Source organism: Bradyrhizobium sp. USDA 4452 (genome assembly GCF_054063575.1).
Genome location: NZ_JBSSGK010000001.1, coordinates 1,965,513 through 1,989,901, shown reverse-complemented (window position 1 = coordinate 1,989,901; position 24,389 = coordinate 1,965,513). Strand labels below are relative to the sequence as shown.

Annotated in this window: 25 protein-coding genes; 11 read left to right on the top strand and 14 right to left on the bottom strand. The window is 65.4% G+C overall.

Annotated elements, in window-relative coordinates:
• Positions 1 to 350: 350 nt before the first annotated feature.
• Both ACVISU_RS09420 and ACVISU_RS09415 read left to right on the top strand, forming a co-directional pair.
• Positions 351 to 1,328 carry a magnesium transporter CorA family protein gene (locus ACVISU_RS09420; protein ID WP_456706749.1) on the top strand — a complete coding sequence of 326 codons (978 nt, stop codon included), beginning with the start codon at positions 351 to 353 and terminating at the stop codon, positions 1,326 to 1,328.
• Positions 1,329 to 1,457: 129 nt separating this feature from the next.
• Positions 1,458 to 1,679, top strand: coding sequence for a hypothetical protein (locus tag ACVISU_RS09415; protein WP_223969861.1), 222 nt, complete (start codon positions 1,458 to 1,460; stop codon positions 1,677 to 1,679).
• 136 nt (positions 1,680 to 1,815) lie between these two features.
• Here ACVISU_RS09415 and ACVISU_RS09410 read toward each other — a convergent pair whose 3' ends face one another.
• Complete coding sequence (locus ACVISU_RS09410; protein ID WP_050402369.1) at positions 1,816 to 2,568, bottom strand: SDR family NAD(P)-dependent oxidoreductase; 753 nt, start codon at positions 2,566 to 2,568, stop codon at positions 1,816 to 1,818.
• 147 nt (positions 2,569 to 2,715) lie between these two features.
• Positions 2,716 to 3,357 (bottom strand): pyridoxamine 5'-phosphate oxidase, encoded by a 642-nt coding sequence (gene pdxH, locus ACVISU_RS09405; protein WP_063695639.1) that lies wholly within the window; start codon positions 3,355 to 3,357, stop codon positions 2,716 to 2,718.
• A 108-nt stretch (positions 3,358 to 3,465) separates the two neighbouring features.
• Here pdxH and ACVISU_RS09400 point away from each other — a divergent pair, with 108 nt between their 5' ends.
• Complete coding sequence (locus ACVISU_RS09400; protein ID WP_050402386.1) at positions 3,466 to 3,873, top strand: RT0821/Lpp0805 family surface protein; 408 nt, start codon at positions 3,466 to 3,468, stop codon at positions 3,871 to 3,873.
• Positions 3,874 to 4,084: 211 nt separating this feature from the next.
• A complete protein-coding gene (locus ACVISU_RS09395; RefSeq protein ID WP_456706748.1) occupies positions 4,085 to 5,044 on the top strand; it encodes a DnaJ C-terminal domain-containing protein in 960 nt (319 codons plus the stop codon).
• Positions 5,045 to 5,433: 389 nt separating this feature from the next.
• Here ACVISU_RS09395 and ACVISU_RS09390 read toward each other — a convergent pair whose 3' ends face one another.
• Together ACVISU_RS09390 and ACVISU_RS09385 are read right to left on the bottom strand one after the other, a co-directional pair.
• Positions 5,434 to 6,198: an anti-sigma factor family protein gene (locus tag ACVISU_RS09390; protein WP_456706747.1), complete on the bottom strand. Its 765-nt coding sequence runs from the start codon at positions 6,196 to 6,198 to the stop codon at positions 5,434 to 5,436.
• Between the two features lie 67 nt (positions 6,199 to 6,265).
• Positions 6,266 to 6,754: a sigma-70 family RNA polymerase sigma factor gene (locus tag ACVISU_RS09385; protein WP_050402366.1), complete on the bottom strand. Its 489-nt coding sequence runs from the start codon at positions 6,752 to 6,754 to the stop codon at positions 6,266 to 6,268.
• Positions 6,755 to 6,928: 174 nt separating this feature from the next.
• Between ACVISU_RS09385 and ACVISU_RS09380 the strand changes: the two genes are divergently transcribed.
• The 4 genes from ACVISU_RS09380 (at position 6,929) to ACVISU_RS09365 (ending at position 10,833) form a co-directional block, all read left to right on the top strand.
• Entirely contained in the window at positions 6,929 to 7,528 is a 600-nt protein-coding gene (locus tag ACVISU_RS09380; protein WP_456706746.1) for a histidine phosphatase family protein, read from the top strand.
• 75 nt (positions 7,529 to 7,603) lie between these two features.
• Positions 7,604 to 8,692 carry a chorismate synthase gene (aroC, locus tag ACVISU_RS09375; protein WP_456706745.1) on the top strand — a complete coding sequence of 363 codons (1,089 nt, stop codon included), beginning with the start codon at positions 7,604 to 7,606 and terminating at the stop codon, positions 8,690 to 8,692.
• Between the two features lie 50 nt (positions 8,693 to 8,742).
• The gene (locus tag ACVISU_RS09370; protein WP_050402364.1) at positions 8,743 to 9,936 is read left to right on the top strand and encodes an adenylate/guanylate cyclase domain-containing protein; all 1,194 of its coding nucleotides are present in this window, start codon (positions 8,743 to 8,745) and stop codon (positions 9,934 to 9,936) included.
• Between the two features lie 12 nt (positions 9,937 to 9,948).
• Positions 9,949 to 10,833, top strand: a complete 885-nt coding sequence (locus ACVISU_RS09365; RefSeq protein WP_456706744.1) for a DMT family transporter — start codon at positions 9,949 to 9,951, stop codon at positions 10,831 to 10,833.
• A gap of 6 nt (positions 10,834 to 10,839) precedes the next feature.
• Here the strand turns inward: ACVISU_RS09365 and clpS are convergent, their stop codons facing one another.
• On the bottom strand, positions 10,840 to 11,145 hold the full coding sequence (clpS, locus tag ACVISU_RS09360) for an ATP-dependent Clp protease adapter ClpS (protein ID WP_050402363.1): 306 nt from the start codon (positions 11,143 to 11,145) through the stop codon (positions 10,840 to 10,842).
• 288 nt (positions 11,146 to 11,433) lie between these two features.
• On the opposite strand from clpS, the gene ACVISU_RS09355 reads away from it, so the two are divergent.
• Complete coding sequence (locus ACVISU_RS09355) at positions 11,434 to 12,282, top strand: DUF1194 domain-containing protein (RefSeq protein WP_456706743.1); 849 nt, start codon at positions 11,434 to 11,436, stop codon at positions 12,280 to 12,282.
• Between the two features lie 96 nt (positions 12,283 to 12,378).
• On the opposite strand, the gene ACVISU_RS09350 is transcribed toward ACVISU_RS09355, so the two are convergent.
• The 9 genes from ACVISU_RS09350 to ACVISU_RS09310 form a co-directional block, all read right to left on the bottom strand.
• Positions 12,379 to 13,203, bottom strand: coding sequence for a nucleotidyltransferase domain-containing protein (locus tag ACVISU_RS09350; protein WP_456706742.1), 825 nt, complete (start codon positions 13,201 to 13,203; stop codon positions 12,379 to 12,381).
• Between the two features lie 53 nt (positions 13,204 to 13,256).
• The gene (locus ACVISU_RS09345; RefSeq protein ID WP_456706741.1) at positions 13,257 to 14,498 is read right to left on the bottom strand and encodes a class I SAM-dependent RNA methyltransferase; all 1,242 of its coding nucleotides are present in this window, start codon (positions 14,496 to 14,498) and stop codon (positions 13,257 to 13,259) included.
• Complete coding sequence (locus ACVISU_RS09340; protein WP_456706740.1) at positions 14,491 to 15,264, bottom strand: TlyA family RNA methyltransferase; 774 nt, start codon at positions 15,262 to 15,264, stop codon at positions 14,491 to 14,493. The genes ACVISU_RS09345 and ACVISU_RS09340 overlap by 8 nt, the downstream gene beginning before the upstream one ends.
• Positions 15,261 to 15,824, bottom strand: a complete 564-nt coding sequence (locus tag ACVISU_RS09335; RefSeq protein WP_050402359.1) for a nucleoside 2-deoxyribosyltransferase — start codon at positions 15,822 to 15,824, stop codon at positions 15,261 to 15,263. Before ACVISU_RS09335 ends, ACVISU_RS09340 begins: the two co-directional genes overlap by 4 nt.
• A gap of 36 nt (positions 15,825 to 15,860) precedes the next feature.
• Complete coding sequence (gene dxs, locus ACVISU_RS09330) at positions 15,861 to 17,789, bottom strand: 1-deoxy-D-xylulose-5-phosphate synthase (RefSeq protein ID WP_456706739.1); 1,929 nt, start codon at positions 17,787 to 17,789, stop codon at positions 15,861 to 15,863.
• 571 nt (positions 17,790 to 18,360) lie between these two features.
• The gene (locus ACVISU_RS09325) at positions 18,361 to 18,612 is read right to left on the bottom strand and encodes an exodeoxyribonuclease VII small subunit (protein WP_050402357.1); all 252 of its coding nucleotides are present in this window, start codon (positions 18,610 to 18,612) and stop codon (positions 18,361 to 18,363) included.
• Between the two features lie 125 nt (positions 18,613 to 18,737).
• The gene (locus ACVISU_RS09320) at positions 18,738 to 19,664 is read right to left on the bottom strand and encodes a histone deacetylase family protein (RefSeq protein WP_456706738.1); all 927 of its coding nucleotides are present in this window, start codon (positions 19,662 to 19,664) and stop codon (positions 18,738 to 18,740) included.
• Between the two features lie 211 nt (positions 19,665 to 19,875).
• Positions 19,876 to 21,546, bottom strand: coding sequence for a bifunctional metallophosphatase/5'-nucleotidase (locus ACVISU_RS09315; protein ID WP_456706737.1), 1,671 nt, complete (start codon positions 21,544 to 21,546; stop codon positions 19,876 to 19,878).
• Positions 21,547 to 21,622: 76 nt separating this feature from the next.
• Positions 21,623 to 22,384, bottom strand: a complete 762-nt coding sequence (locus tag ACVISU_RS09310) for a crotonase/enoyl-CoA hydratase family protein (protein WP_456710787.1) — start codon at positions 22,382 to 22,384, stop codon at positions 21,623 to 21,625.
• A gap of 402 nt (positions 22,385 to 22,786) precedes the next feature.
• On the opposite strand from ACVISU_RS09310, the gene paoA reads away from it, so the two are divergent.
• Together paoA and ACVISU_RS09300 are read left to right on the top strand one after the other, a co-directional pair.
• Entirely contained in the window at positions 22,787 to 23,428 is a 642-nt protein-coding gene (gene paoA / locus ACVISU_RS09305; protein WP_456710786.1) for an aldehyde dehydrogenase iron-sulfur subunit PaoA, read from the top strand.
• Positions 23,425 to 24,375, top strand: coding sequence for an FAD binding domain-containing protein (locus ACVISU_RS09300; RefSeq protein ID WP_456706736.1), 951 nt, complete (start codon positions 23,425 to 23,427; stop codon positions 24,373 to 24,375). The genes paoA and ACVISU_RS09300 overlap by 4 nt, the downstream gene beginning before the upstream one ends.
• The last annotated feature ends 14 nt before the right edge of the window (positions 24,376 to 24,389 follow it).

Genomic DNA, 24,389 nt, shown 5'->3' with positions numbered 1-24,389 from the left:
TCGAAAATCCGCGTCTCCAAGCGCCACGATTGCGCCCCAAACGCCACGATTCCATGAACCGCATTATTGCCCGAAACGTGCCATTATTCCCAGAGTTTAGATGCCTTTGCCGCATCGCGGGACCTCGCCTGTGGCTTTTTTGCCGCAAGTCTTCTGGTGTGGGGCCAGTTTTTGTGCAAACAGGCAACGGTCGTTCAATCGAAGCCGCTTCAACGTCACGCTCACCGCCGCCCGGCCGCCACAAGGTGGATGTCCGGTTAATCGCCCGGTCATGAAGCGCCAGCCAGAATCGCGCTAGATCGACGGGTCTTGCCAACCCTTTTTTCCAATCCTGTGTCTCGGAGCTCGTGATGCTGTCGGTGTTCGTTCCCTCCGATTACTCCCTCAAGAAGGCCGCTGCGACCGACCTCGGCGCGCTGCCGGAGGGGGCGGTCTGGGTCGATCTGGTGAACCCGACCGTCGAGGAGGACCGGGCCGTCGAGAAGCTCGCCGGGATCGCGGTTCCAACCCGGGAAGACATGCAGGAGATCGAGATCTCCAGCCGGCTCTATATCGAGAACAGCGCGCGCTACATGACCGCGACGCTGATGTGCCAATCCGACACCGACATGCCGCGGACCACGGCGGTCACCTTCATCCTGACCAGCCATCGCCTGGTCACGGTGCGCTACGACCTGCCGAAACCGTTCGCGCTGGTCGAGAACAAACTGGCCCGGGCCTGTGCCCCCGGCATCACCGGCGAGCAGGTGCTGATGGAACTGCTGGATGCGGTGATCGACCGCTGCGCGGACCTGCTGGAGCGCTGCGGCGCCGACATCGACCAGGTCTCCCACGACATCTTCGAGCCGGAGAGCGAACGCCACGGCCACGCCAAGCAATATTCGCAGATCCTGATCGCGATCGGCCGCAAGGGCGACCTGACCTCGAAGGTCCGCGAAAGCCTGGTCTCGATCGGCCGCCTCGTCACGTTCCTTTCGGCTGTCGTGGAGGGCGTGAAATGGTCCAAGGACATGCGCGAGCAGCTCAAGACCATGCAGCGTGACGTCGCCTCACTGACCGACCACGCGTCCTATCTCTCCAACAAGATCACCTTCGTGCTCGACGCCATGCTCGGCGTGGTCAATCTGGAACAGAACAACATCATCAAGCTGTTCTCTGTGATGGCGGTGGTGCTTATGCCGCCGACGCTGATCGCCTCGATCTACGGCATGAATTTCAAAATCATGCCGGAACTCGAATGGACACACGGCTATCCAATCGCGCTGGTGATGATGCTGTTCGCTGCGATCGTGCCGTACTGGATATTCAGGTGGAAGAAGTGGCTGTAACCGGTTCCATACGTCGCGTTTTGGGACGCGTTTTCTGCCTTATTTCCTCTGCTAAAATTTGAGCGTTGCGCTGAACGTTTGGGCGAAACTTGTCTGCGATAACGCCCGCCTCGAAGCCGGAGGACAGCAATGGTTGAGAAGATCATAACGCCACGGCGTAACGTCATCGACTTTGCGCGCTATCAACAGGACCGCGCAGCAGGCAAGGTGCAGGCGATTTCGCCGAGACTTTGCCGTTACTGTGGCGCTGCGATGTTGGATGGCGAGGACGAAGACGAATGCTCCAGCGCGTTGAACGACATCGCGCTGCAACCGTTTGAGAAGAAGTCTCGCCGGTTCTACGCCGACTAGAGGCTGAGGCCTATCGGAGGCAGAAGCCTCGTCTGCGTCGTTACGCCTGCAATCGAAGCAATCCTTGGAGTACGGCCGCGGCGGCGGCCGGGATCGCCTCGAACCTCTCTCCCCCGAATTTACATCCAGGGCAAGCTCAGACGTGCTGACCACCGTTAATGTGGATTTCCGCACCGTTCACATAAGAGCTGGTCTCCGTACAGAGAACGTAAATGATCTTGGCGACCTCGTCCGGGGTGCCGAGCCGGTGCATCGGGATCTGCTGATCGACGATCTTCTCGGTGCCCGGCGACAGGATCGAGGTATCGATCTCACCTGGCGCGATCGCGTTGACGCGAACGCCGACGCGGCCGAAGTCCGAGGCCATCTCGCGCGTCAATGCCGCAAGCGCCGCCTTCGACGTCGCGTAGGCCGCGCCGGCAAACGGATGGACGCGCGAGCCGGCGATCGAGGTGACGTTCACCACCGCGCCCTTGGCGTGCTTCAATTCCTCGATCAGCCCGCGCGCGATCATGATCGGCGCGAAGAAGTTGACGTGGAAGACGTGGGTCCAGGTCTCGATGTCGGTGTCCATGGTGCCGAGCCGGCCGCCGCCCGCAGCTTTCGGCGAGATCGCAGCATTGTTGACCAGCGCGTGCAGCTCGTCGTTGTCCAGCCGCTGCCGAATTTCCGAGATCGCGCGCACGGTGTCGTCATGGCTGCCGAGGTCGACCTCGATGTGATCCTCCGGCCCGGCGCCCCAGGGGCAAACCTCCGGGAACGCATGCCGCGACAGCGTGATGACGCGCCAGCCGGCGGATGAAAACCGGATCGCGGTGGCATGGCCGATGCCGCGGCTCGCGCCGGTCAGGAGCAGCGTGCGCCGCGGTGCATTGGAGGGGCGGGTCATCGACAGTTTCTTTCGTTTTCGCCGCGCGCGGCGCCGTGCCTGATATCGACATCTTCGAACGATTGGGGATCGGGACGTCGATGGCCGGGGTCATCTTACACGAAGACCCGCTTCGTGCTTTCGCCCTTCCATGACGGTCGCGGTTTTTCAGGGATAGAGCCGCACCTTCGACCACGCGCTGCCGGCGCCGTCGCGGCGGAATTCGATGCGGTCGTGCAGGCGGTACGGGCGGTCGTGCCAGAACTCGAAGCGCTGCGGCGTGATCCGCCAGCCGCTCCAGCCCGGCGGACGCGGCACCTCGCCGATGACGTATTTCGCGCCGGCCTTGGCGATCGCCTGCTCGAAGGCGAAGCGGCTCTCCAGCGGCTGCGATTGCTTGCTGGCCCAGGCGCCGATCTGCGCCTGCTTCGGCCGGGTGGCGAAATAGGCGTCGGCCTCGGCATCGGTCACCGGCGTCACCAGCCCGCGGATGCGCACCTGGCGGCGCAGCGATTTCCAGTGAAACAGTAAAGCGGCCTTAGGGTTTGCGGCCAATTCGCGGCCCTTGGCGCTGGCAATATGGCTGTAGAACACGAAGCCGTCCGCATCGAAGCCCTTCATCAGCACCATCCGCACGTCGGGCAGCCCGTCGGCATCGACGGTGGCGAGCGCCATCGCGTTCGGATCGTTCGGCTCGGACTTGGCCGCTTCCGCAAACCATTCGCCGAACAGGGCGAACGGCTCCTCCGCCGCGGTGAAATCACCCGATGTTAACGGTGTCGGGTGTTTGATGGAGGTCGTGTCGGTCATGTCAGGAGTCCCGATTTGCATTCCCCCGCGTCCGAGAGCGCGTTTCTAGCCCTATATAGGGCATGGGGGCGCGTTGGCCTATCGGCGATCCATCCCGCGGGCGCGGTGGTGACCTTGATCCTGATCGGCGTCGGCGCCAGCGGCTGCAGCCTGTCGCGCACCGATGCCTTCGCCAAACTGGACGACACGGATGTGACGGGCTCAATCAGCCTGACCCGGGTCAACACGGCGATGCCGACCGACAGCGATCTTGCCTTCGCCCGCAACGCCGCCTCCGACGTGCTCACCAAGGGCGACAAGGATTCCAGCCAGCCCTGGGAAAATCCCCAGACCGGCGCGCGCGGCTCGGTGACGCCGTTGGCCCAGGCCTATGCGGGCGAGGATGGCAAGACGTGCCGGGATTTCCTTGCCAGCTATGTTAATGGAGCCACCGAGACTTGGCTGCAGGGCGCTGCCTGCAAGGCCGGACAGGGGCGCTGGCAAATCCAGAGCATGAAGCCCTGGAGCAAGTCCTGAAAGTTCCGGCCGATGCCGCCGGTCGCGTTTTCGAGCGAAGGCGCGGCTGGGGTGAAGAAACGGCTCAGAACGATAATCTCAGCCCCATTCTGATCGATCGGAGCGGAAAGGCGCTAGTTGCAAAAATGCCACTGAGTCCCCACATGAAGACAAAGCGGGCCCGGATGGGTTCCCGGCCAGAACTGATTTTCCCGTGAAGGAGACGTGACGGATGCGTGACCCCTATGAGGTCTTGGGGGTGCAGCGGAGCGCCAGCGCTGCGACGATCAAGAGCGCCTATCGCAAGCTCGCCAAGAAGCATCACCCTGATAACAACAAGAACGATCCGAAGGCGGCTGCCCGCTTTGCCGAGATCAACGCGGCCAACGAGATCGTTGGCGATGAGGACAAGCGCAAGCAGTTCGACCGCGGCGAGATCGATGCCGAAGGCAAGCCGCGCTTCCAGGGCTTCCCTGGCGGCGGCGCCGGCGGCCGTGCCGGTCCCGGCGGCTTCGAGTACAGTTTCCGCGGCGGCCCCGGCGGTGGCATGGGTGGCGGCAGCTTCGAGGACATCCTCAACAGTATGTTCGGCAACGCTGCGCGTGGCGGTGGCGGTGCGCGCGGCGGACGGGCCAGCCCGTTTGAATTCGATGGCGGCGGGGTCGGCGTCGACCTCGACCTTTCGGTAGCGATGACGGTATCGCTGGAGGAATCGATGAGGGGCGGCGACAAGCGCGTCCGCCTGCCGACCGGCCGCGAGCTCAACGTCAAGATTCCGCCCGGCGTAACCGCGGGCCAGCAGATCCGGCTGAAGGGGCAGGGCGACACCGCGCCAGGCCATCCGCCCGGCGACCTCCTGATCACGATCTCGATCGCGCCGCATCCGTTCTTCAAGGTCGACGGCAACGATCTCCGGATCGATCTGCCTGTGACCCTCTACGAGGCGGTGCTGGGCGGCAAGGTCCGGGTGCCGACGCTCGGCAGCGCGGTCGAACTGTCGATCCCGAAGAACACCTCGAGCGGCCGTACCTTCCGCCTCAAGGGCAAGGGGCTGGCGAAGGCGGGGACCGTCGGCGACCTCTACGTCACGACCCGCATCATCCTTCCCGACGGGAACGATGCCGAGCTTGAGGCATTGATGCAGACGTGGCGGGAGCGAAATTCCTACAATCCGCGCAGCGATCTCGGCTGACCGCCGGGAGCGCGCCCCAAAAGACGCTATAGACGCGAAACTGCACTACCCCGGACTCTATCGGGGTAGACGCGGCCGTTGCGAGAGCGTCAATGGATGACCGGCCGTCCGACGTCCAAATCTGCGGCGTGCAGATCGGACTGCGGAAAAAAAGTGCGGCCTCGAGAGGGGGACCAGCGCGGTACACAAAACCCCAATCGAGGCCGCGTGCGCCGATCGGCGGATCGGGCGCGGATCATCTTCGCGTGAGCATCCGGTACGACAATGAGACGCGTCCATGACGCGAATCGAAATTTTCGATGTCGGAATTGGGACGCCGAGTGAGGCTGGATTCACTTACTCGAAACGGCACAATGCTCGCGGCTGATCTCCCGTAAATCTACGGGAGATCAGCCGCCGTTCTTCTCCATCTGGTCGTAGACGGCCCGCGCGACCTGGGTCAGGCGCGTGCGGTCGGTGCCGCCGCTGACGACATAGGCAACGCCACGATCGGCCCAGAACAGCGCGCCGTCGTTGCCCTGCACGGCATAGCGCATCTGGGTCGCCTCGGTTCTCGCCTTCGCGGTGTAGACCGTGAAGCGCTCGCCGGACGTGCTCTCATACATCAGGAACGAAGCCGGCCCGCTCGGCCCCGGCAGCAGGCGGCCGCCGACCAGCTTCAGCCCGGTGAGGTCGGGCGCCCGGACGTCCCAGCCGCAGCGCTTGGTCAGCCATTGCTGCAGATGATCGCGCTCGCTGCCGGGCACCTCGACCGGATGACGGACCTCGACCACGTAGAGCCGGTGCGCATCCAGCGCATCGAGCGTGAAGCTCTGGAAGGTCGACGGCGCAGCGGTCGCGCCGCGCGCGATCCAGCCGACGCCGCCGCCGGCGATGAAGGCCATCAGCGTCGCCGCCACCGCGCCATAGACCCAGCGACGCGGCTGGCGCACCAGCCGCTCGAGTTCGAGCCGCTTCGGCACCGCCTCGTCCAGCACGGTGTCGTAGCGCGCATGCAGCATCTCGGCCATCGCACGCCATGACTGCACCCGTGCCGCGTCGTCGGGATGCGTGGCGAGCCACACCTCGACATCGCCGCGGCGTTCGGCCGGCAGTTCGTTGTCGACGTAAGCGTGCAGCTCGTCTTCGGTGACGGGGATGTTCGGATCGGTCATATCAGTCGTCTCTGCCAAATCTCGTTCGAAAATCGCTCATGCGTAATGCCTGTCATCGCGCACAGTATCATTTCACCCGCCTCAGCGCCGGGCGCTGGCCCTCGATCGAGGCCCGCACATGGGCGCGCGCGCGGGCGAGGCGGGACATCACCGTGCCGATCGGCACGCCCTGAATATCGGCGACCTCCCGGTAGCTCATGCCCTCCAGCATCACGAGCAGCAGCACCGAACGTTGCTCCTCGACCAGCGTCGACAGCGCGCGCTCGATGTCGCGTCCCTCGGCCTCGGTGCCGCTGGCGTCGGCATTGTTGTCGAGCAGCGGCATCAGGGGCGGCCGCCGCGCCAGCGAGCGCCGCCGGTTCTTGTTCAAATTGGTCAGGATCGTGTAGAGCCAGCTCCTGACGTCGCCGCCGAGAAACAGCCGCTCCGAGCGCAGCGCGCGCACCAGCGTGTCCTGCACCAAATCGTCGGCGATATCCGTGTCACGCACCAGCGCGCGCGCATAGCGGCGGAGCGCCGGAATCATGGCTTCGACACTTTGACGAAACGCGGTCATGCATCCCAGTCTTCGATGGTCTCGGCGATAGCCGCCTTATCAAACATAACACCCTGACGGCGTGGCTATTCCGGTTGCGCCGACCTGTGCGCATGGCGCCTCCGCTGCGGCCGATTAGGGCTTGTCGCCAGCCGAAGTGCTGGTGTACCTCCGGGCCGGAAAAATGCGAAGCGAATGCCGGTGCCAACGATCTACTACATCCGTCACGGCGAGACCTCATGGAACGCCGAAGCCCGGCTTCAGGGCGTGCAGGATATTGCTCTCAACGAGCGCGGCCGCGTCCAGGCGGCACACGCCGGCCGCATCCTCGCCGATCTCCTGGTGCGCGACGGCCGTGACAAGACGACGCTGCCGTTCGTCGCGAGCCCGCTGATCCGGGCGCGCGCGACCATGGAGCTGGTGCGCAGCGAGCTTGGCCTGCCGCCGGGCGACTACACCCTCGACGCGCGGCTGCGCGAGATCGCCTACGGAACGTGGGAAGGCTCGACGCTGGCGCAGGCAAAGGCCGCCGACCCCGTCGTCTATGCCCGCCGCCTTGCCGAGAAGTGGCAGGTCGCGCCGGAGGGCGGCGAGAGCTATGTCGACGTGCAGGCGCGGATGACCGAATGGTACGGCTCGGTGACCTCGGACACGGTCGCCGTCGCCCATGGCGGCACCGCGCGGGCGCTGATGGTGGCGCTCGGCTTCGAGACCCCGGCCTCGGCCGCCGACCTTACGATCGAGCAGGGCGCGGTCTACGTGTTCGGCGCGGCGGGCCTGCGGAAACATAGTTAAGGGCACCGGGTCAGCCGCGTCCTGGGGGTCATGAAACCCGTTTGACGCTGCCGACCCTGCGCGTTACGACACGCCATGTCCTTCAATACTTTCGGCCATATGTTCCGAGTCACGACCTTCGGCGAAAGCCATGGGGTCGCGATCGGCTGCGTGGTGGATGGCTGTCCGCCGATGATCCCGCTGACGGTGGAGGAGATCCAGCACGATCTCGACCGCCGCCGGCCCGGCCAGTCGCGCTTCACCACCCAGCGCCAGGAGCCGGATGCGGTGAAGATCCTGTCCGGCGTGATGGCGCATCCGGAAAGCGGCGTGCAGGTGACGACCGGAACGCCGATCGCGCTCCTGATCGAGAACACCGACCAGCGCTCGAAGGATTATTCCGAGATCAAGGACAAATTCCGCCCCGGCCATGCCGACTTCACCTATGAGGCGAAATACGGCCTGCGCGACTATCGCGGCGGCGGGCGCTCGTCCGCGCGCGAGACCGCGACCCGCGTCGCAGCCGGTGCGATCGCGCGCAAGGTCCTGCCCGAGGTGAAGGTGCGCGGCGCGCTGGTGCAGATGGGGCCGCACAAGATCGACCGCGAGAAGTGGGACTGGGACGAGATCGCCAACAACCCGTTCTTCTGTCCCGACAAGGACAAGGCGGCGTTCTTCGAAAGCTATCTCGACGGCATCAGGAAGAGCGGCTCCTCGATCGGCGCGGTCATCGAGGTCGTCGCCGAGGGCGTGCCGGCCGGGCTCGGCGCGCCGATCTATGCAAAACTCGATAGCGATCTGGCTGCGGCGATGATGAGCATCAACGCCGTCAAGGGCGTCGAGATCGGCGCCGGCTTCGGCGCGGCCGAACTGTCCGGCGAGGAGAACGCCGACGAGATGCGGACCGGCAACAATGGGACGCGTTTCCTGTCCAACCATGCCGGCGGTGTGCTCGGCGGCATCTCGACCGGCCAGCCGGTGGTGGTGCGCTTCGCCGTCAAGCCGACGTCCTCGATCCTGACCACGCGCCGGACCGTGGACCGCAAGGGCGCCGATACCGACATCCTGACCAAGGGCCGCCACGACCCCTGCGTCGGCATCCGCGCGGTGCCGGTGGGCGAGGCCATGATGGCCTGCGTGCTGGCGGATCATTTTCTGCGCGACCGCGGGCAGACCGGGCGCTGAACCCCTGTATAATGGCAAGTGCCGGTTCGCCTGCTCGCCTGGGGAATGCCATGAACGCGTCGGAGCTTCGGGACATCATCGCGTGGATGATCGGCGGCGCGCGATCGGCGCCGACCCCGGCGCAGATGATGGCCGAATGCTGCGAACGCCTGGTGCGGGCCGGGCTGCCCTTGTGGCGGATCGGCGTCTTCGTGCGCACGCTACATCCCGAGATCTACGGCCGCCATTTCATCTGGAAGCCGGGCGCCGAGGTCGACACCGGCAGCGTTGATCACAACATCGAGGACACCCCGGAATTTGCCGTCAGCCCGCTGGCGATCGTTCTCAAGCAGGGCGTCGAGGTGCGCGCGCGACTCGACGACCCCGCCAGCAGACGCTTTCCCATTATCGTCGACCTGCAGGCGGAGGGCGTCACTGACTACATCGGCTTGCCGCTGATCAACACCGCCGGTCCCCCGAACGCCTCGAGCTGGACCACCAAGCAGCCGGGCGGCTTCACCGACGAGCAGCTCGATGCGATCCGCTCGATCACCGTCCCGCTGTCGCGCTATATCGAGATCGTCACGTTGCGCCGAACCGCCTCGCTGCTGCTCGACACATACGTCGGCAACCGGGCCGGCGAGCGCATCATGGGCGGTCAGATCCGACGCGGCCATGCCGACACGATGGATGCCGCGATCTGGCTGTCCGACCTGCGCGGCTTCACCGCGCTGTCCGACCGCTTGCCGTCCGAGACCGTCGTGGAGATACTCAACCTCTATTTCGATTGCCAGGTCACCGCGATCCGCGACCATGGCGGCGAGGTGCTCAAGTTCATGGGTGACGGACTGCTCGCGGTGTTCCCGGTCGACGAATATCTCGGCGACGAGGTGCAGGTGTGCTCGCGGGTGCTGGAGGCGGCGCGCGCATCCCGTGCCGGGGTCGAGGCGCTGCAATTCCCCAATGGCGACGCCGTCGAGCGCTTCCGCTTCGGCGTCGCGCTGCATCTCGGGCGCGTGCTCTATGGCAATATCGGCGGCGGCAACCGACTCGACTTCACCTGCATCGGTCCGGCGGTCAATCTCGCCGCGCGGCTCGAGAAGATCGCCGGCCGTCTCGGCCGCACCGTCGTGGCCTCCGAGCGCTTCGCCGGCATTCACGACGGCGGCTGGAGCGATCTCGGCGAGTTTCCGATCGCGGGATTTGCCAAGGCCGAACGGGTCTACGGCCTGTTCGACGAGGCGCCGGTTGCCGCTGCGAGCTAGCGACAGTGCCACGTGACTGACGCAGCCGCGCAGCATCGCATCGGGATCGCGCTGGTCGTGGCGGCAGCGGCTGCCTGGAGCACCGCGCCGTTCTTCACCCGGCTGCTGCACTTCGATTCCTGGACCATCCTGTTCTGGCGCGGTCTGTTCGGGGGCGGCGCGATCGCGCTGTTCCTGGTCGCGACGCAAGGCCGCCGTGGCGTGCGCGATCTCGTCGCGATGCCCGCGAGCGGATGGCTCGTGGCCGGCCTCTCGACCTTCGGCATGGTGACGTTCATTCCGGCGCTGCAACTGACCAGCGTCGCCAATGTCGCCATTCTCATCGCGATGCAGCCGTTTGCAGCGGCTGCGATCGCCTGGCTTTGGCTCGGCGAGCGGGCGCGGCCCGGCACATTGCTGGCGAGCCTCGTCGCGCTCGCGGGGGTGGCCATCACCGTCAGCGGCGCCGGCGGCATCACGGATTACAGGGGTATCGGCCTTGCCTGCGTCATGGTGCTGGCGATCTCCCTGATGACGGTGGTGATCCGGCGGCACAAGGGTACGCCGATGATTGCCGCGGCGGCGCTCTCGAACTTTCTCGGCAGCGCCGTCAGCTTGCCGTTGGGGCTCGGCATCGGCGCGGTCAGCAGCGCCGATCTCGACGTGCTTGCGATGTTCGGCGCATGCCAGGTCGGTCTCGGCCTCACCCTGTTCACGGTCGGCTCGAGGTTGCTGCCGTCAGCGCAGGCTTCGCTGATCGCAACGCTCGAGACGCCGCTGATGCCGTTCTGGGTGTGGCTGGCGTTCGCCGAGGTGCCGTCGCTCCGTGCCGTGATCGGCGGCGCGCTGGTGATGGGGGCGGTCGTCGCCGACATTGTGCTCGGCCAGCGGGCGCAGCCCGCGCCAGCGGAGCGATGAGGGCCGCTACTCCTCGGGCTCGGTGGTGAACAGCAGCGGATAGCCCTTGGCGCGGCCGGCATCGGTGGCGCGGGTCGCCTTGGTCTCCGCGACATCCCTGGTGAACACCGCAACCACGCAGACGCCGCGCTGGTGCGCGGTCAGCATCACTTTGTAGGCCTGATCGTCGGTCATGCGGAATTCGCCCTTCAGCACGGTGACCACGAATTCCCGCGGCGTGTAGTCGTCGTTGACCAGGATCACCTTGTGCAGGCGTGGCCGCTCGACCTTGGTCTTGGTCCTGGTTTTCGGCTTGGCGACGGTATCGGGCATCGCACTCCCTCGCGATTGCTCCCTAAGAATACCGTCTTCCCGCGCGTGTTGGAACCGTTCGATTTGCACGGCGTCATTGCGGCAACGGCACGGCGCGCGTTGCCTCATGCATGGCAAGTGTTGACTGGTCTGCAATCGACGAGCCTGCAGGCGTCCAACTTGCAGGCCCCTAACTTGCAGGCCTCTAACTTGCAGGCCTCTAACTTGAATGTGAAGGACAGATGATATCTGCGCTTTTCGGCGCCTGATTTGCGTGTCACCATGACAGGACACGACGGGAGGGCCGCAATGCGCTGGTATGTCTCGATCGGAGCGGTGCTTGTCGCGGGCATGTTGGCCAGCGGCGATGTGGCCGGTGTTGCCGCGCCCGGCCCGGGAACACAGACAGGCCGGCTGGCCGAAAAGGAATCCACGCCGAGCGTCGACATCGAGTTGATCATCGCGGTTGACGTCTCCTATTCGATGGACATGGACGAGCTCGCGATCCAGCGCGAGGGCTATGCGCAAGCGATCGTTTCCAAGGAATTCCTGCAGGCGCTGAAGGCCGGCCCGAACGGCAAGATCTCGATCACCTATTTCGAGTGGGCCGCCTCCAACGACCAGAAGGTCATCATTCCCTGGCGGGTGATCGACGGCCCCGAATCCGCCGATGCGGTCTCCGCCGAGATCATGAAGACGCCGGTGCGCCGCGCCTCGCGCACCTCGATCTCGGGCGCGATCTATTTCGCGATCCCGATGTTCGACGAGAATCCGCATCGCGGCCTGCGCCGCGTGATCGATATCTCTGGCGACGGTCCCAACAACAACGGCACGCCGATCACGCCTGCGCGCGATGCGGCGCTCGACAAGGGCATCGTCATCAACGGCCTGCCGATCATGGTGAAGGAGCCGTCCTACTCGACGATGGATATCGAAAATCTCGACTGGTACTACGAGGACTGCGTGATCGGCGGGCCGGGCTCCTTCGTGGTGTCGATCAAGGATCGCGAGAAGTTCAAGGAGGCGATCCGCACCAAACTGCTGCTCGAGGTCGCCGGCCGTACCCCCGAGCGCCCGATCGTGCGGACCGCAGAGAAGGAGCCGCGAGTCAGTTGCACGATCGGCGAGAAGATCTGGCAGGATCGCTGGGGACGGTAGCGCTCGCGCAGGCCTGGTAGAGCGAAGCGAAACCCATCAGTTCTCAACGCGGTGACAGCTTGATGGGTTTCGCTGCGCTCTACCCACCCTGCGGGACTACAATATCTTCCGAACGTCATTCTCGAGCTCGCGCAAGGTCTGCAACGCGGCTGCATGCTGCCCGGCTCCGATCTGCCGCCAGACCTCGGCGACGCGCCTGGCGAGGTCGCGAACCGTCACCGGAAAATTCGCCGCCTCTGCCAGCGCGCCCTTCTCGTTGATCAGATACTGCCCGTTCAGGGCAAACAGCACCTGCGCGATACACGCCAGCGCGCGATAGGCGCAGCCGGCGATCTGCGTGCCGTCGCCGCGCGGCACGGCGAGCTCGGCATTCTCGATTGCGAACAAGATTTCCCATTGAAAGCGCCGGATCAACGCCTCGCGCAGCGCGGGCGGGTAGGGCACAGTCTTGGATTTCATCGCCGCGACGCGGCCATCGGGATCATGCAGGGCGCGGCACAGCGCGACCTCGCCCATCCAGATCGCCGTACAGAAGCCGTGCGGATGGCCCGGCTGGTAGTGCATGCTGATCTCGCCGTTTCGGCAAGCATCGATCACCGCCGAGACCTCATCGAGGCTGCGGTAGAGCAGATCGACCTTTTGGCCGCCGATCCTGAGCCAGGCGCCGCCGACGATCCACGGACCCCAATCGCCGACCGGCGTCACATGGGCGGTCGTGGGATCGTCGACGAGGGCCGTCACCGCTGCGCGCAGCCGGTCGATATCCAGCGCGGTGCTGTTCCGATAGTAGAGGCCGAGATCGGTGTCGGAGGCGTGGCCCGCCGTGCCGCGCGCCCGCGAGCCGCCGAGCACGATGGCGGCGACGCCCGGCACGTCGGCCAGCACGGGAATGATGCGTGCGAGCAGCGAATCGTGGGACATGAGATGCGGATTATATCGAGACCGCCGCCTGCTGCGATAGTCGCCGCAATGCCTCAGCGCGCGAAGCGCGCCACCAGTTCGACATGTGGGGTGTGGCGGAACTGATCGACCGGAGTGACGGCTGATATCTTGTAGCCGCCATCGATCAGGATTTTTGCGTCGCGCGCAAACGTCGCGACGTTGCAGGACACCGCGACGATCACCGGCACCTTGCTCGCCGCAAGCTGGGTGACCTGGGCCTGCGCGCCCTGTCGCGGCGGATCGAACACGACGGCGTCATAGTCGCGCAATTCCTGCGGCATCAGCGGGCGGCGGAACAGGTCGCGCGCCTCGGCCTTGAGCGGCTTCAGCCCCAACGTCGATTGCGCGGCCTTCTGTAGCGCCGCGATCGCGCCGGCGTCGTTGTCGAAGGCCGCGATCCGCACCTTCTCGGCGAGGCGGAGCGCAAACGGACCGACGCCGCAAAACAGATCGGCGACGTGCTTGGCGCGTCCGCAGCGCTCGCGAACCAGCGCCGCCAGCGTCTCCTCGCCCTTGACGGTTGCCTGCAGGAACGAGCCCGGCGGCAGCACGACCTTGGCCTTGCCGATGGCAACCTCGGGCGAACCACGCTGCAGCACCAGTTCGCCATGCCGGGTCAGCCGCGCCAGCCGGTGTTTCTCGGCGACCCGCGACAGCGTGGTGATCAGGCTGGTCGGCAGCGCGCCGGAGCCGCGCACGTCGATGTCGAGCCCGTTGAGGGTCGCGGTCACCTGGATATCGAGCGGCCTGCCGATCGCGATCAGCGGCTCGGCTGTGGCCCAGGCGGCCTCGAGCGCGCCATCGAGCGCCGGATCGAGGATCGGACAGTGGTCGACCGGGATGATGTCATGCGAACCGGCCGCAGCGAAGCCGACCTTGAGCACCTCGTGGGTCCCCATGCGTCCGTGCAGCGTGATGCGACGGCGGCCCGCGCCATGGGAGTCGAGCAGCGGCGCGACGTCGGTCGCGACCTTTGCCTGCGCCAGCGTCTCGACCACGATGTTGCGCTTCCAGGCGTGGTAGGGCGCGTCATTCCAGTGCTGGATCGCGCAGCCGCCGCAGACGCCGAAATGCGGGCAGAACGGCGCGATCCGCTCGGGGCTTTGCTGCGTCACCCGGATCAGCCGCCGCCGGTCGGGATGATTGCCCGGGACGTCTTCGACCTCGACGGTCTCGCCGGCCAGCGTATAGGGCACGAAGATCGACTGCGCGGCGTTGATCGCGATGCCGTCGCCGCGATGGCCGACATGGTCGATGGTGAGTAGCTCAGCCACGGCGCGCGCCAAGGAAGAACTCGATATTGCCGTCGCCGCCCGTGATCGACGACGGGAACACCTGGATGTCGGTGCAGCCGAGCGAGCCGGCAAAGGCGGCGATGTCGTCGCAGATCTCCTGGTGCACCATCGCGTTGCGGATGACGCCGCGCTTGGCGTGTTTGCGCGCCGCTTCGAATTGCGGCTTGATCAGCGCGAGCAGATGCATCGGGGCTGCTGCCAGCGACAGCGCCACCGGCAGCACCAGCTTCAGCGAGATGAAGCTGACATCGATCACGACGACGTCGGGCCGCGCCGGCAGCCGCTTGCCCTCGAAATTCCTGATGTCGGTCTCCTCCATGGAGATGATCTTCGGATGCCCCTGCAGCGAGGGATGCAGCTGGCCGTGGCCGACATCGATGGCGAAGACGAGGCTCGCGCCGTTGGCGAGCAGCACTTCGGTGAACCCGCCTGTCGAAGCGCCGACATCGAGGCAGACATGGCCCTCGACGTCGATCGGATAGTGCTCGAGCGCGCCGGCGAGCTTGACGCCGCCACGCGAGACATAGGGATGCGCCGGCTCGGCCGTGAGTTCGGCGCCGGGCGCGACGAGCTCGGATGCCTTCGCAATCTGCTTGCCGTCGGCGGTGACGAGGCCGGCGTCGATCGCGGCACGCGCCCGCGCCCGGCTCTCGAACAGGCCGCGCTCGACCAGCAGCACGTCGATGCGCCTGCCGGCTGAGGCGCTGTTGTCATTGTCGCCTGCCTTGGTCACTTGCTTGGTCATTTGGCGCCCTGCCGGCGCTGTGCGGCGGCGAGCCGCACGCAGGCCTCGAAGGAGGTGAGGTCGTGCCAGAGGTCGGCCGCAGGCTCCCGCGGGGTCACCAGCGGGCTGCCGTGCAGATCGAGCGCGTGCATCATCATCAGATTGTCGGGCAAGCCAAACTCTTCCACCGTCAGCCCCTCCGCGTCGATCAGGCGTCCGTCGGATGCCGGAACGACCTGCTGCAGCCGCGCCACGCGATTGGCGTAGGACGTGGGATCGTTCGAATAGGCGAGGCACAGCTTGCCGCGTCCCGCCATGTAGCCGAGTTCGTAGACGGTGCCTGCGTCGGCACTGGGGCCGCGAAACGGCGTCAAATTGGCGATGACGGCGTCGGCAGACTCCATCATCGCCTCGTTGCTTTTGAAGATGGTGAGCGAGGCGCCCACGGCCGTGGGATTGATGCTGTTGTCGAGCGGATACAGCCCGGTCAGCCCGTGATAGGCGCAAACCTCCGCCTTGCGGCGGCCGATCTCCACGGCGTCCGGCAGGAACACGTCAGGACCTGCCAGATAGATCTTCATGAACTTGCCGGCACCCGCAGGTGCCGCCCGAAGCGATTACGCGAGCTTGACGGTCTCGGTCTTGTAGTCCTTGCCGAGGGTCTCGAACACCTTGGCAACGATGCTCTTGGCGTCGAGACCCGCACGGGCATACATCGCCGCCGGTATGTCGTGGTCGAGGAACACGTCGGGCAAGATCATCGAGCGGAACTTGAGCATGCCGCTGTCGAGCATCGCGTTGTCGGACAGGAACTGCATGACATGCGAGCCGAAGCCGCCGATCGAGCCTTCCTCGATCGTGATCAGGATCTCATGGTCGCGGGCGAGCTTCATGATCATTTCCTCGTCGAGCGGCTTCATGAAGCGCGCGTCGGCGATCGTGGCGGAGAGGCCGTGGGCAGCAAGCTCGTCGGCCGCCTTCTCGCACTCGGCGAGGCGGGTGCCGAACGACAGCAGCGCGACCTGCTTGCCCTCGCGAATGATGCGGCCCTTGCCGATCGGCAGCGGAACGCCGACTTCCGGCATCTCGACGCCGCGGCCTTCGCCGCGCGGATAGCGCAGCGCGCTCGGACGATCGTTGATCGCAACCTGGGTCGCCACCATGTGGACCATTTCCGCCTCGTCGGAGGCGGCCATGATCACCATGTTCGGCAGACAGCCGAGATAGGCGTTGTCGAACGAGCCGGCATGGGTCGCGCCGTCAGCACCGACCAGGCCGGCGCGGTCGATCGCGAAGCGGACCGGAAGGCTCTGGATCGCGACGTCATGGACCACCTGGTCATAGCCGCGCTGTAGGAAGGTCGAGTAGATCGCGCAGAACGGCTTGTAACCTTCGGTGGCGAGGCCGGCGGCGAAGGTCACCGCGTGCTGTTCGGCAATGCCGACGTCGAAGGTGCGCTCCGGGAAGGCTTTGTTGAAGATGTCGACGCCGGTGCCCGACGGCATCGCCGCGGTGATGGCGACGATCTTGTCGTCCTTCTGGGCTTCCTTGACGAGGCTCTGGCCGAACACGTTCTGGTAGGCCGGCGCATTCGGCTTGGCCTTGGCCTGGGTGCCGGTCGCGACGTCGAACTTGACGACGGCATGGTACTTGTCGGCGGAAGCCTCGGCCGGGCCGTAGCCCTTGCCCTTTTGGGTCACGACGTGAACGAGGATCGGCCCGGTCTCCATGTCGCGGACGTTCTTCAGCACCGGCAGCAGGTGGTCGAGGTTATGACCGTCGATCGGGCCGACATAATAGAAGCCGAGCTCCTCGAACAGCGTGCCGCCGTCCATCATGAAGCCGCGGGAATATTCCTCGACGCGGTTGGCGCGGTTGGCGAGGATCTTCGGCAGGCGCTTGTTGATCTGCTTGGCGGCCTCGCGCAGCGAGCGGTAGGTCTTGCCGGAGTAGAGGCGCGACAGATAGGCGCTCATCGCGCCGACCGGCGGCGCGATCGACATGTCGTTGTCGTTGAGGATCACGATCAGGCGCGAGTTCATTGCGCCGGCGTTGTTCATCGCCTCATAGGCCATGCCCGCCGACATCGCGCCGTCACCGATCACGGCGATGACGTTGTTCTTGCCGCCGGAGAGATCGCGCGCCACGGCCATGCCGAGGCCGGCCGAGATCGAGGTCGAGGAGTGCGCGGCGCCGAACGGATCGTAGTCGCTCTCGGTGCGCTTGGTGAACCCGGAGAGGCCGCCGCCGGTGCGCAGGGTGCGGATGCGGTCGCGACGACCGGTCAGGATCTTGTGCGGATAGGCCTGGTGGCCGACGTCCCAGATCAGGCGGTCGCGCGGGGTGTCGAAGATGTAGTGGATGGCGGTGGTCAGCTCGACCACGCCGAGGCCGGCGCCGAAATGGCCGCCGGTCACCGACACCGCGTCGATGGTTTCCTGGCGGAGCTCGTCGGCAACCTGCCGCACCTGCTCGACCTTCAGCTTGCGCAGGTCATCCGGCGTGTGAATAGTGTCAAGAAGCGGCGTTTTACTAAATGTGGTCACAGCGAATTTCCAATTTTTGCCTGTCGGAACGAACGGCCCGACGCGAGATGGGTTGGCGCGCTCACCGCGCAGCGAATGCCAGACACTGGGTGCCGTCCCGGCAGGCCCTGCCTGGTTGTAAGCCTAGATTCACTCCGGATTGGACCACGTGATATGCATCACCTTGGTCGCTCTTCACCCGTCCCGGTTCAGTTTTGTCGAACCATTTGAGGTGCATGCCGCCCGAAAATCCGGGCCGCCCGCCACCCTCAAATGCCCATAGAACTGGAAGCATTACACCAAAGCCGCAGCCAAAGCCAACCCGATAGGCGGTGCAGGGTTCCTATGCGTTGTCCTGAAAAGCCTAGGCTTTTCAATGCTTGGGCTGGGACCGGGTTCCATTTTGGCTATTTTAGCGGCAGCCGGGAGGGTCCGGATCGGCCTGATTCGCAGCCACACCCGGTCGCCGCGGTCGCGGCGCGGCGTGGTGAACCGATAGAAATGCGCAGCAACAATCGCCCGCTATAGCGGACATCGGACCGCACGATCCGGCGTATCGCCGAGCCCTGTCGCTCGAAACGCTCTGGTGGCGCTACTGGACGTCGAGCGGCTCGGTGCCGTTCGGTTGGCCCGAGGCGTCGGTGGTGATCTTGTCGACGCGGGCTTCGGCCTGGCGCAGCAATTCCTCGCAGCGCCGCTTCAGCGCCTCGCCGCGCTCATAGATCGCGACCGATTCCTCAAGCGGGACCTTGCCGTCCTCAAGCCGCTTGACGATCGATTCGAGTTCCTCGATCGCGCGTTCAAAGGAGAGCTTCTTGACGTCGGCTTGAGTATTTTCGGCCATTATATGTTCCCAGTGCGCCGATCGGACCGTGATCGGATCTCGTCGTCCAAACATGACCCGTCGCAGGCCATGCTTGCCCCGGCGCAGAATCAATCGAATTTTTGCGGGCGTATTGTGGCGGGGTTTTACGCGCCCATCAATGCGGTGACGTGAGATGCCACCGACTCTTTCAGGCCCTCGAGGTCGTAGCCGCCCTCCAGCACGGAGACGACGCGGCCGCCGGCGCTCTTGTCGGCGAGGTCCATCAGCTTGCGCGTGACCCAGCCGAAATCCTCGCCGGTCAGGTTGATCGAGGCCAAGGGATCGCGGTGATGCGCATCGAAGCCCGCCGAGATGACGACGAGCTCTGGGGAAAACTTCTCGAGCTGCGGCAGGATCAGGTTCTCGAAGGCGGCGCGGAATTTGGCGCCGCCATCGCCGGGCGCCAGCGGCGCGTTGACGACGGTGTCGTGCTCACCGCGCTCGCCGGCAGCTCCGGTGCCGGGGAACAGCGGCATCTGATGCGTCGAGCAGTACATCACGGTCGGATCGGCCCAGAAGATATCCTGCGTGCCGTTGCCGTGATGGACGTCGAAATCGATGATCGCAGCGCGCTTGATGCCGTATTTGCGCTGCGCGTGGCGCGCGGCGATCGCGACGTTGTCGAAGAAGCAGAAGCCCATCGGCGTCGATTTCTCGGCGTGATGCCCGGGCGGGCGCACCGCGACGAAGGCGTTCTGATGCTTGCCCGCCATGACCGCATCGGTCGCCGCCACCGCGCCGCCGACGCCGCGCATCACGGCTTCCCAGGTGCCCGGCGACATCGAGGTGTCGCCGTCGATATAGATCATGCCGGAGGTCGGCGCGATGTGGCGCAGCTCGCCGACATAGTGCTCGCCGTGACAGAGCAGCACGGTGTCGAGGTCACCTTCCGGCGCGAGGTCGCGCACCAGCGCCTTGAAACGCTCTTCGCCGAGCACCTCGGCAACCGCGCGCAGCCGGTCGGGGCGTTCGGGATGTCCGGGTGGGGTCAAATGGTCGAGGCAGGCGGGGTGCGTCAGAAGCAGTGTCATGCAAATTCCCGGCGCAATGGGGGCGCGTGCGAGGAGTACCCGTAATCTAGGCCGTTAGCGGCCCCCCGGAAAGGCCTAGATTAAGGCAAGCTCATTCCTCGTCATTGCGAGCGAAGCGAAGCAATCGATTGCCCGCGCACGGAAGCATGGATTGCTTCGTCACTGCGCTCCTCGCAATGACGGGCAGAGTGTTCCCTATGCGAAGCCTTACTCAGTTGATCCGCTCGATCCGCTTGCCGGCCGCCGGTCCGACCGGGCTGTTGGCCTTGAAATAGGCATAGAGCGCATCGACGTCGTAGATGCCGAACTGTTGCGCTGTTCCTTCCTTGAACACCGTGAAGCCGTCGCCGCCTTCGGCGAGATAATTGTTCACGGTGACGCGATAGCTCGCGGCCGGGTCGATCGGCTTGCCGTCGAGCGACATCCGCGCGGCGATGATGCGCGCACCATCGCCCTTGCTCGCATCCCATGCATAGGCAAAGCCCTTCGAGACCTGCAGGGGGCGCGGCCGTTTCGGGTCGGCCCATTGCTGCTCCAGCACGTCCTTGAGCTGCTTGCCGGTCAGCGTCATCGTCACCAACTGGTTGCGGAACGGTTGGCTGGCGAAGATGTCGGCATAGGTGATGGCGCCGTCCTCGCGCTTGACGATGTCGGTGCGTACGCCGCCGGGATTGGTGAAGGCGATCACCGCGTTGCCGTTCGGCTCGGAGCTCGTGGCGCGCAGCTGCGCGTCGGCGACGATATCGCCGAGCACGCTTTCGCCGGTCTCGGCGGGCGTACGCGACAGTGTTTCGGTGACCGAGCCGGCCGCGCGGTTGGCGATCGGCGCGGCCAGCCGGTCATAGGATTCCAGGAGCGCGCTCTGCTCCGGGTCCTTGGCGGTGGCTGAAATCTTCACGATGGTGTTGTCGGCCTTGGCGCTGGTCACGTCATGGCTGTTCGGATCGAGCTGAAGGTCGATCGCGGTGACCAGCGTGCCGTATTTGTCGCCCGATGTGACCAGCCGCCCGTCGATCTCGCAGACATAGGCCTGGTGGGTATGGCCGGAGATCACGACGTCGACCGCGCGATCGAATTTCTTGACGATGTCGACGATCGGCCCGGAGATGCCGGGGCATTCATTGTAGTCGCCGGTCGGAAAGCCGCCTTCGTGGATCAGCACCACGATCGCCTCGACGCCTTTCGCCTTCAGCTCGGGGATCAGCGCGTTAACGGTGTCGGCCTCGTCGCGGAATTCGAGGCTGGCGACGCCGGCCGGCGACACCAGGTTCGGCGTGTTCTTTAGCGTCAGCCCGATAAAGGCCACCGAAATGCCGTCGAACTCCTTGACCTCGTAGGGCGGAAACACCGGCTTGCCGGAGACCTTGTCGATCGTGGAGGCGGCCAGATAACGGAATTTGGCCCCCAGGAAGGGGTGCGGCCCCTGGCATCTGTCGACCGGGTGGCAGCCGCCATTCTGCATCCGCAAGAGCTCGTCCTTGCCTTCGTCGAACTCGTGATTTCCGACCGACGAGATCGCAAGCCCCATCATGGAGAGCGACTCGATGGTCGGCTCGTCGTGGAACATGGCCGACAAAAACGGGCTCGCGCCGATCAGGTCGCCGGCCGCGACGAAGACGTTGTTCTTGTGGCCTTCACGCAGCTGCTTGACGACGGTTGCCAATCGCTCGGCGCCGCCGGCGGGCACCATGATCTTTTTGGTCGCATCAGCCGGATCGGTGATGCGGATGCCGCCCGGCGGCGGCCGCAGATAGCCGTGGAAATCGTTGATCGCGAGGACGCGCAGGTTCACCGGCGCTGCGGTCTGCGCCTGGCAGGGACTTGCCGCGGCAAGGCCAAGTGCGCAGAGCGCGGCGAGGGGCGTAAGGCGGTGCTGTCTCATGACCTGTCCATGGCGTGCACGATCATGGAACACACGATCATGGCGCGACGCCACTACAATTTTGCGACGCTTCGTTTCAAGCCTTCGTGCGCGCCATGAAGGCCTTGAAGGCGCCGATCGCTTCCGTGGAGCGCATCCGCTCGCTGAACAAATGGTTCTCCTGCTCGATGCGGCGGGTGACGTCCTCCGGCGGCAGCCGGATCAGGCGGCGCGAGATCGCCACCGCCTCGGCCGGCAGTGCACAGATTTCGCGCGCCACCTTGTGCGCCTCAACCTCGGCATGCCCCGGCGCCACCACGGTGTTGACGAAACCAGCGACGCGGGCGTCGTCGGCCGACATGGTGCGGCCCATCACCAGCATCGCAAAGGCGCGCTGGTGGCCCATCGTCCGCGGCATCAGCAGGCTGGAGGCGCCTTCCGGCACCAGACCGAAATTGGAGAACGGCGTCGAGAACAGCGCAGTCTTGCTCGCCAGCACATAGTCGCAGTGAAACAGCATCGTGGTGCCGATGCCCATCGCGACGCCGTCGACGGCGGCGATGATCGGCTTCACATTGTGGGCCAGTGAATACAGGAGCTTGACCAGGTCGGACGCGGGTGGCGTCTCGCCGGTCGAGGTGCCCTGCGCGAGCAGGTCCTCGATGTCGTTGCCCGCGGTGAACACGCCGGAGCCGCCGGTGATGATCAGGCAGCGGATCTTCGGATTGTTCTGCGCCTTGTCGATAGCGTCGCTGATCGCGCGAAACATCTCCTGGGTGATCGCGTTCTTCTTCTCGGGCCTGCGCAGCCGGATTACGCGTGTGGCGGCTTCGTCGGTGACTATGACATGCGCGGTCATCAGGCAGTCCCGGAGTGAGCGGTTCGAGTGTCGGCCGGCAGCGCCGCCGGCGGAGGTCGCGATCGCCATCCTACATGATCCCGTGCAGGTCCCAAGTGTTCTGGATCGCTTTTCCCCCTGTGCGAGCATGAGGCCGGCGCAATGCAGTTAACCGGAATGTCGTGATTTCGGGGCGAGGGACGTTGGTCGTAGGCTGGATGGTGCACGACGATGCTACCGGTGGCGGCGGTCGCGCCATCTTGGCGCACATCGCCCGCCCGCAGCCGCCGTGGCGCTCCCGAGCAGTTTAGCCTTCCGCGAGAAACATTCCGCTCGCCGCGGCATTTCCCCTCAACTGACAGACCGAGCCGACCCGTCGTTGTCGTGGTTCCGCGTTCGGCTGACCATGAGGATCGTGGCAGCATGCAGATATCCGGACGTTTGGAACTATCCCGGCGCCATATGTTGATCGTTGGCGCCGCCTCGCTTGTGGCGTCGTCGATCGCAACACCGCAGCCTGCTGCCGCCCAATCTGTACCGACCGGAGAGCCCGTGATGACGCGAGTATCCTTTGACGTGAACGGCGAAACACATCAGCTCGAGCTCGATACCAGGACCACGCTGCTCGATGCCCTGCGCGAGCACCTGCATCTGACCGGCACCAAGAAGGGTTGCGACCACGGCCAATGCGGTGCGTGCACGGTGATCGTCGACGGGCGGCGGATCAATTCGTGCCTGACGCTTGCCGTGATGCACCAGGGCGACGAGATCACGACAATCGAGGGCCTCGGCACACCGGACGGTCTGCACCCGCTGCAGGCGGCGTTCGTCGAGCACGACGGCTATCAATGCGGCTACTGCACGCCGGGCCAGATCTGCTCGGCGGTCGCTGTTCTCGCCGAGGTCAAGGCCGGCATCCCGAGCCATGTCACGGCAGATTTGAATGCGCCAGTGCGGTTGAGCAATGCCGAACTCCGCGAGCGCATGAGCGGTAACATCTGCCGCTGCGGCGCCTATTCCAACATCGCCGAGGCGATCAGCGAGGTTGCCGGGAGGAGTGCATGAGAGCATTCAGCTACGAGCGTGCCACTTCGCCGGGCGCGGCGGCCACGGCCGCTGCCAGCACCGCGAACGCCAAATTCATCGCCGGCGGCACCAATCTGCTCGACCTGATGAAACTCGAGATCGAGACGCCGGCGCATCTGATCGACGTCAACGACCTTGCGCTCGACCGGATCGAGCAAACCGCGGACGGCGGTTTGCGGATCGGCGCCCTGGTGCGCAACACCGATCTGGCGGCGGATGCCCGCGTGCGGCGAGACTATGGCGTGCTGTCGCGTGCGCTGCTTGCCGGCGCCTCTGGCCAGCTGCGCAACAAGGCGACGACCGCCGGCAATCTGCTGCAGCGGACGCGCTGTCCCTATTTCTACGACACCGATCTGCCTTGCAACAAGCGCAAGCCCGGCAGCGGCTGCGCGGCGATCGGCGGCTTCAGCCGCCAGCTTGCCGTGGTCGGTGCGAGCGAGGCCTGCATCGCGACCCATCCGAGCGACATGGCGGTGGCGATGCGCGCGCTCGACGCCGTGGTCGAGACCGTGCGGCCCGATGGCGCTACGCGCAGCATCCCGATCGCGGACCTGCATCGGCTACCCGGCGATAGCCCTGAGATCGAAACCGTCCTGCAGCCCGGTGAGCTGATCACCGCGGTGGCGCTGCCAAAGCCGGTCGGCGGCAAGCAGGCCTATCGCAAGGTGCGCGACCGCGCCTCCTATGCATTCGCGCTGGTCTCGGTCGCCGCGATCGTGCAGCCGGACGGCACTGGCCGCGTCGCGCTCGGCGGTGTCGCCCACAAACCGTGGCGGCTCGAGGCGGCGGAAGCAAAATTGCCTGATGGCGCCAAGGCCGTCGCCGCGCGGCTATTTGCCGATGCAAAGCCGACCAAGGACAATGCGTACAAGCTGCAACTCGCCGAGCGAACCCTGGCGGCGGTGTTGCGCGAGGCCAGAGCTTAAGAAGGGCTTGAGAT

What these genes read in the sequence shown, in the direction of transcription:
- ACVISU_RS09420 (WP_456706749.1), top strand. Translation starts at nt 351, where the DNA reads ATGCTGTCGGTGTTCGTTCCCTCCGATTACTCCCTCAAGAAGGCCGCT.
- aroC (WP_456706745.1), top strand. Translation starts at nt 7,604, where the DNA reads ATGTCCTTCAATACTTTCGGCCATATGTTCCGAGTCACGACCTTCGGC.
- ACVISU_RS09385 (WP_050402366.1), bottom strand. Translation starts at nt 6,754, where the DNA reads ATGACCGCGTTTCGTCAAAGTGTCGAAGCCATGATTCCGGCGCTCCGC.
- ACVISU_RS09370 (WP_050402364.1), top strand. Translation starts at nt 8,743, where the DNA reads ATGAACGCGTCGGAGCTTCGGGACATCATCGCGTGGATGATCGGCGGC.
- ACVISU_RS09355 (WP_456706743.1), top strand. Translation starts at nt 11,434, where the DNA reads ATGCGCTGGTATGTCTCGATCGGAGCGGTGCTTGTCGCGGGCATGTTG.
- ACVISU_RS09310 (WP_456710787.1), bottom strand. Translation starts at nt 22,384, where the DNA reads ATGACCGCGCATGTCATAGTCACCGACGAAGCCGCCACACGCGTAATC.
- pdxH (WP_063695639.1), bottom strand. Translation starts at nt 3,357, where the DNA reads ATGACCGACACGACCTCCATCAAACACCCGACACCGTTAACATCGGGT.
- ACVISU_RS09325 (WP_050402357.1), bottom strand. Translation starts at nt 18,612, where the DNA reads ATGGCCGAAAATACTCAAGCCGACGTCAAGAAGCTCTCCTTTGAACGC.
- paoA (WP_456710786.1), top strand. Translation starts at nt 22,787, where the DNA reads ATGCAGATATCCGGACGTTTGGAACTATCCCGGCGCCATATGTTGATC.
- ACVISU_RS09320 (WP_456706738.1), bottom strand. Translation starts at nt 19,664, where the DNA reads ATGACACTGCTTCTGACGCACCCCGCCTGCCTCGACCATTTGACCCCA.
- ACVISU_RS09415 (WP_223969861.1), top strand. Translation starts at nt 1,458, where the DNA reads ATGGTTGAGAAGATCATAACGCCACGGCGTAACGTCATCGACTTTGCG.
- ACVISU_RS09340 (WP_456706740.1), bottom strand. Translation starts at nt 15,264, where the DNA reads ATGACCAAGCAAGTGACCAAGGCAGGCGACAATGACAACAGCGCCTCA.
- ACVISU_RS09410 (WP_050402369.1), bottom strand. Translation starts at nt 2,568, where the DNA reads ATGACCCGCCCCTCCAATGCACCGCGGCGCACGCTGCTCCTGACCGGC.
- ACVISU_RS09335 (WP_050402359.1), bottom strand. Translation starts at nt 15,824, where the DNA reads ATGAAGATCTATCTGGCAGGTCCTGACGTGTTCCTGCCGGACGCCGTG.
- ACVISU_RS09350 (WP_456706742.1), bottom strand. Translation starts at nt 13,203, where the DNA reads ATGTCCCACGATTCGCTGCTCGCACGCATCATTCCCGTGCTGGCCGAC.
- ACVISU_RS09315 (WP_456706737.1), bottom strand. Translation starts at nt 21,546, where the DNA reads ATGAGACAGCACCGCCTTACGCCCCTCGCCGCGCTCTGCGCACTTGGC.
- ACVISU_RS09380 (WP_456706746.1), top strand. Translation starts at nt 6,929, where the DNA reads ATGCCGGTGCCAACGATCTACTACATCCGTCACGGCGAGACCTCATGG.
- ACVISU_RS09395 (WP_456706748.1), top strand. Translation starts at nt 4,085, where the DNA reads ATGCGTGACCCCTATGAGGTCTTGGGGGTGCAGCGGAGCGCCAGCGCT.
- ACVISU_RS09300 (WP_456706736.1), top strand. Translation starts at nt 23,425, where the DNA reads ATGAGAGCATTCAGCTACGAGCGTGCCACTTCGCCGGGCGCGGCGGCC.
- ACVISU_RS09390 (WP_456706747.1), bottom strand. Translation starts at nt 6,198, where the DNA reads ATGACCGATCCGAACATCCCCGTCACCGAAGACGAGCTGCACGCTTAC.
- clpS (WP_050402363.1), bottom strand. Translation starts at nt 11,145, where the DNA reads ATGCCCGATACCGTCGCCAAGCCGAAAACCAGGACCAAGACCAAGGTC.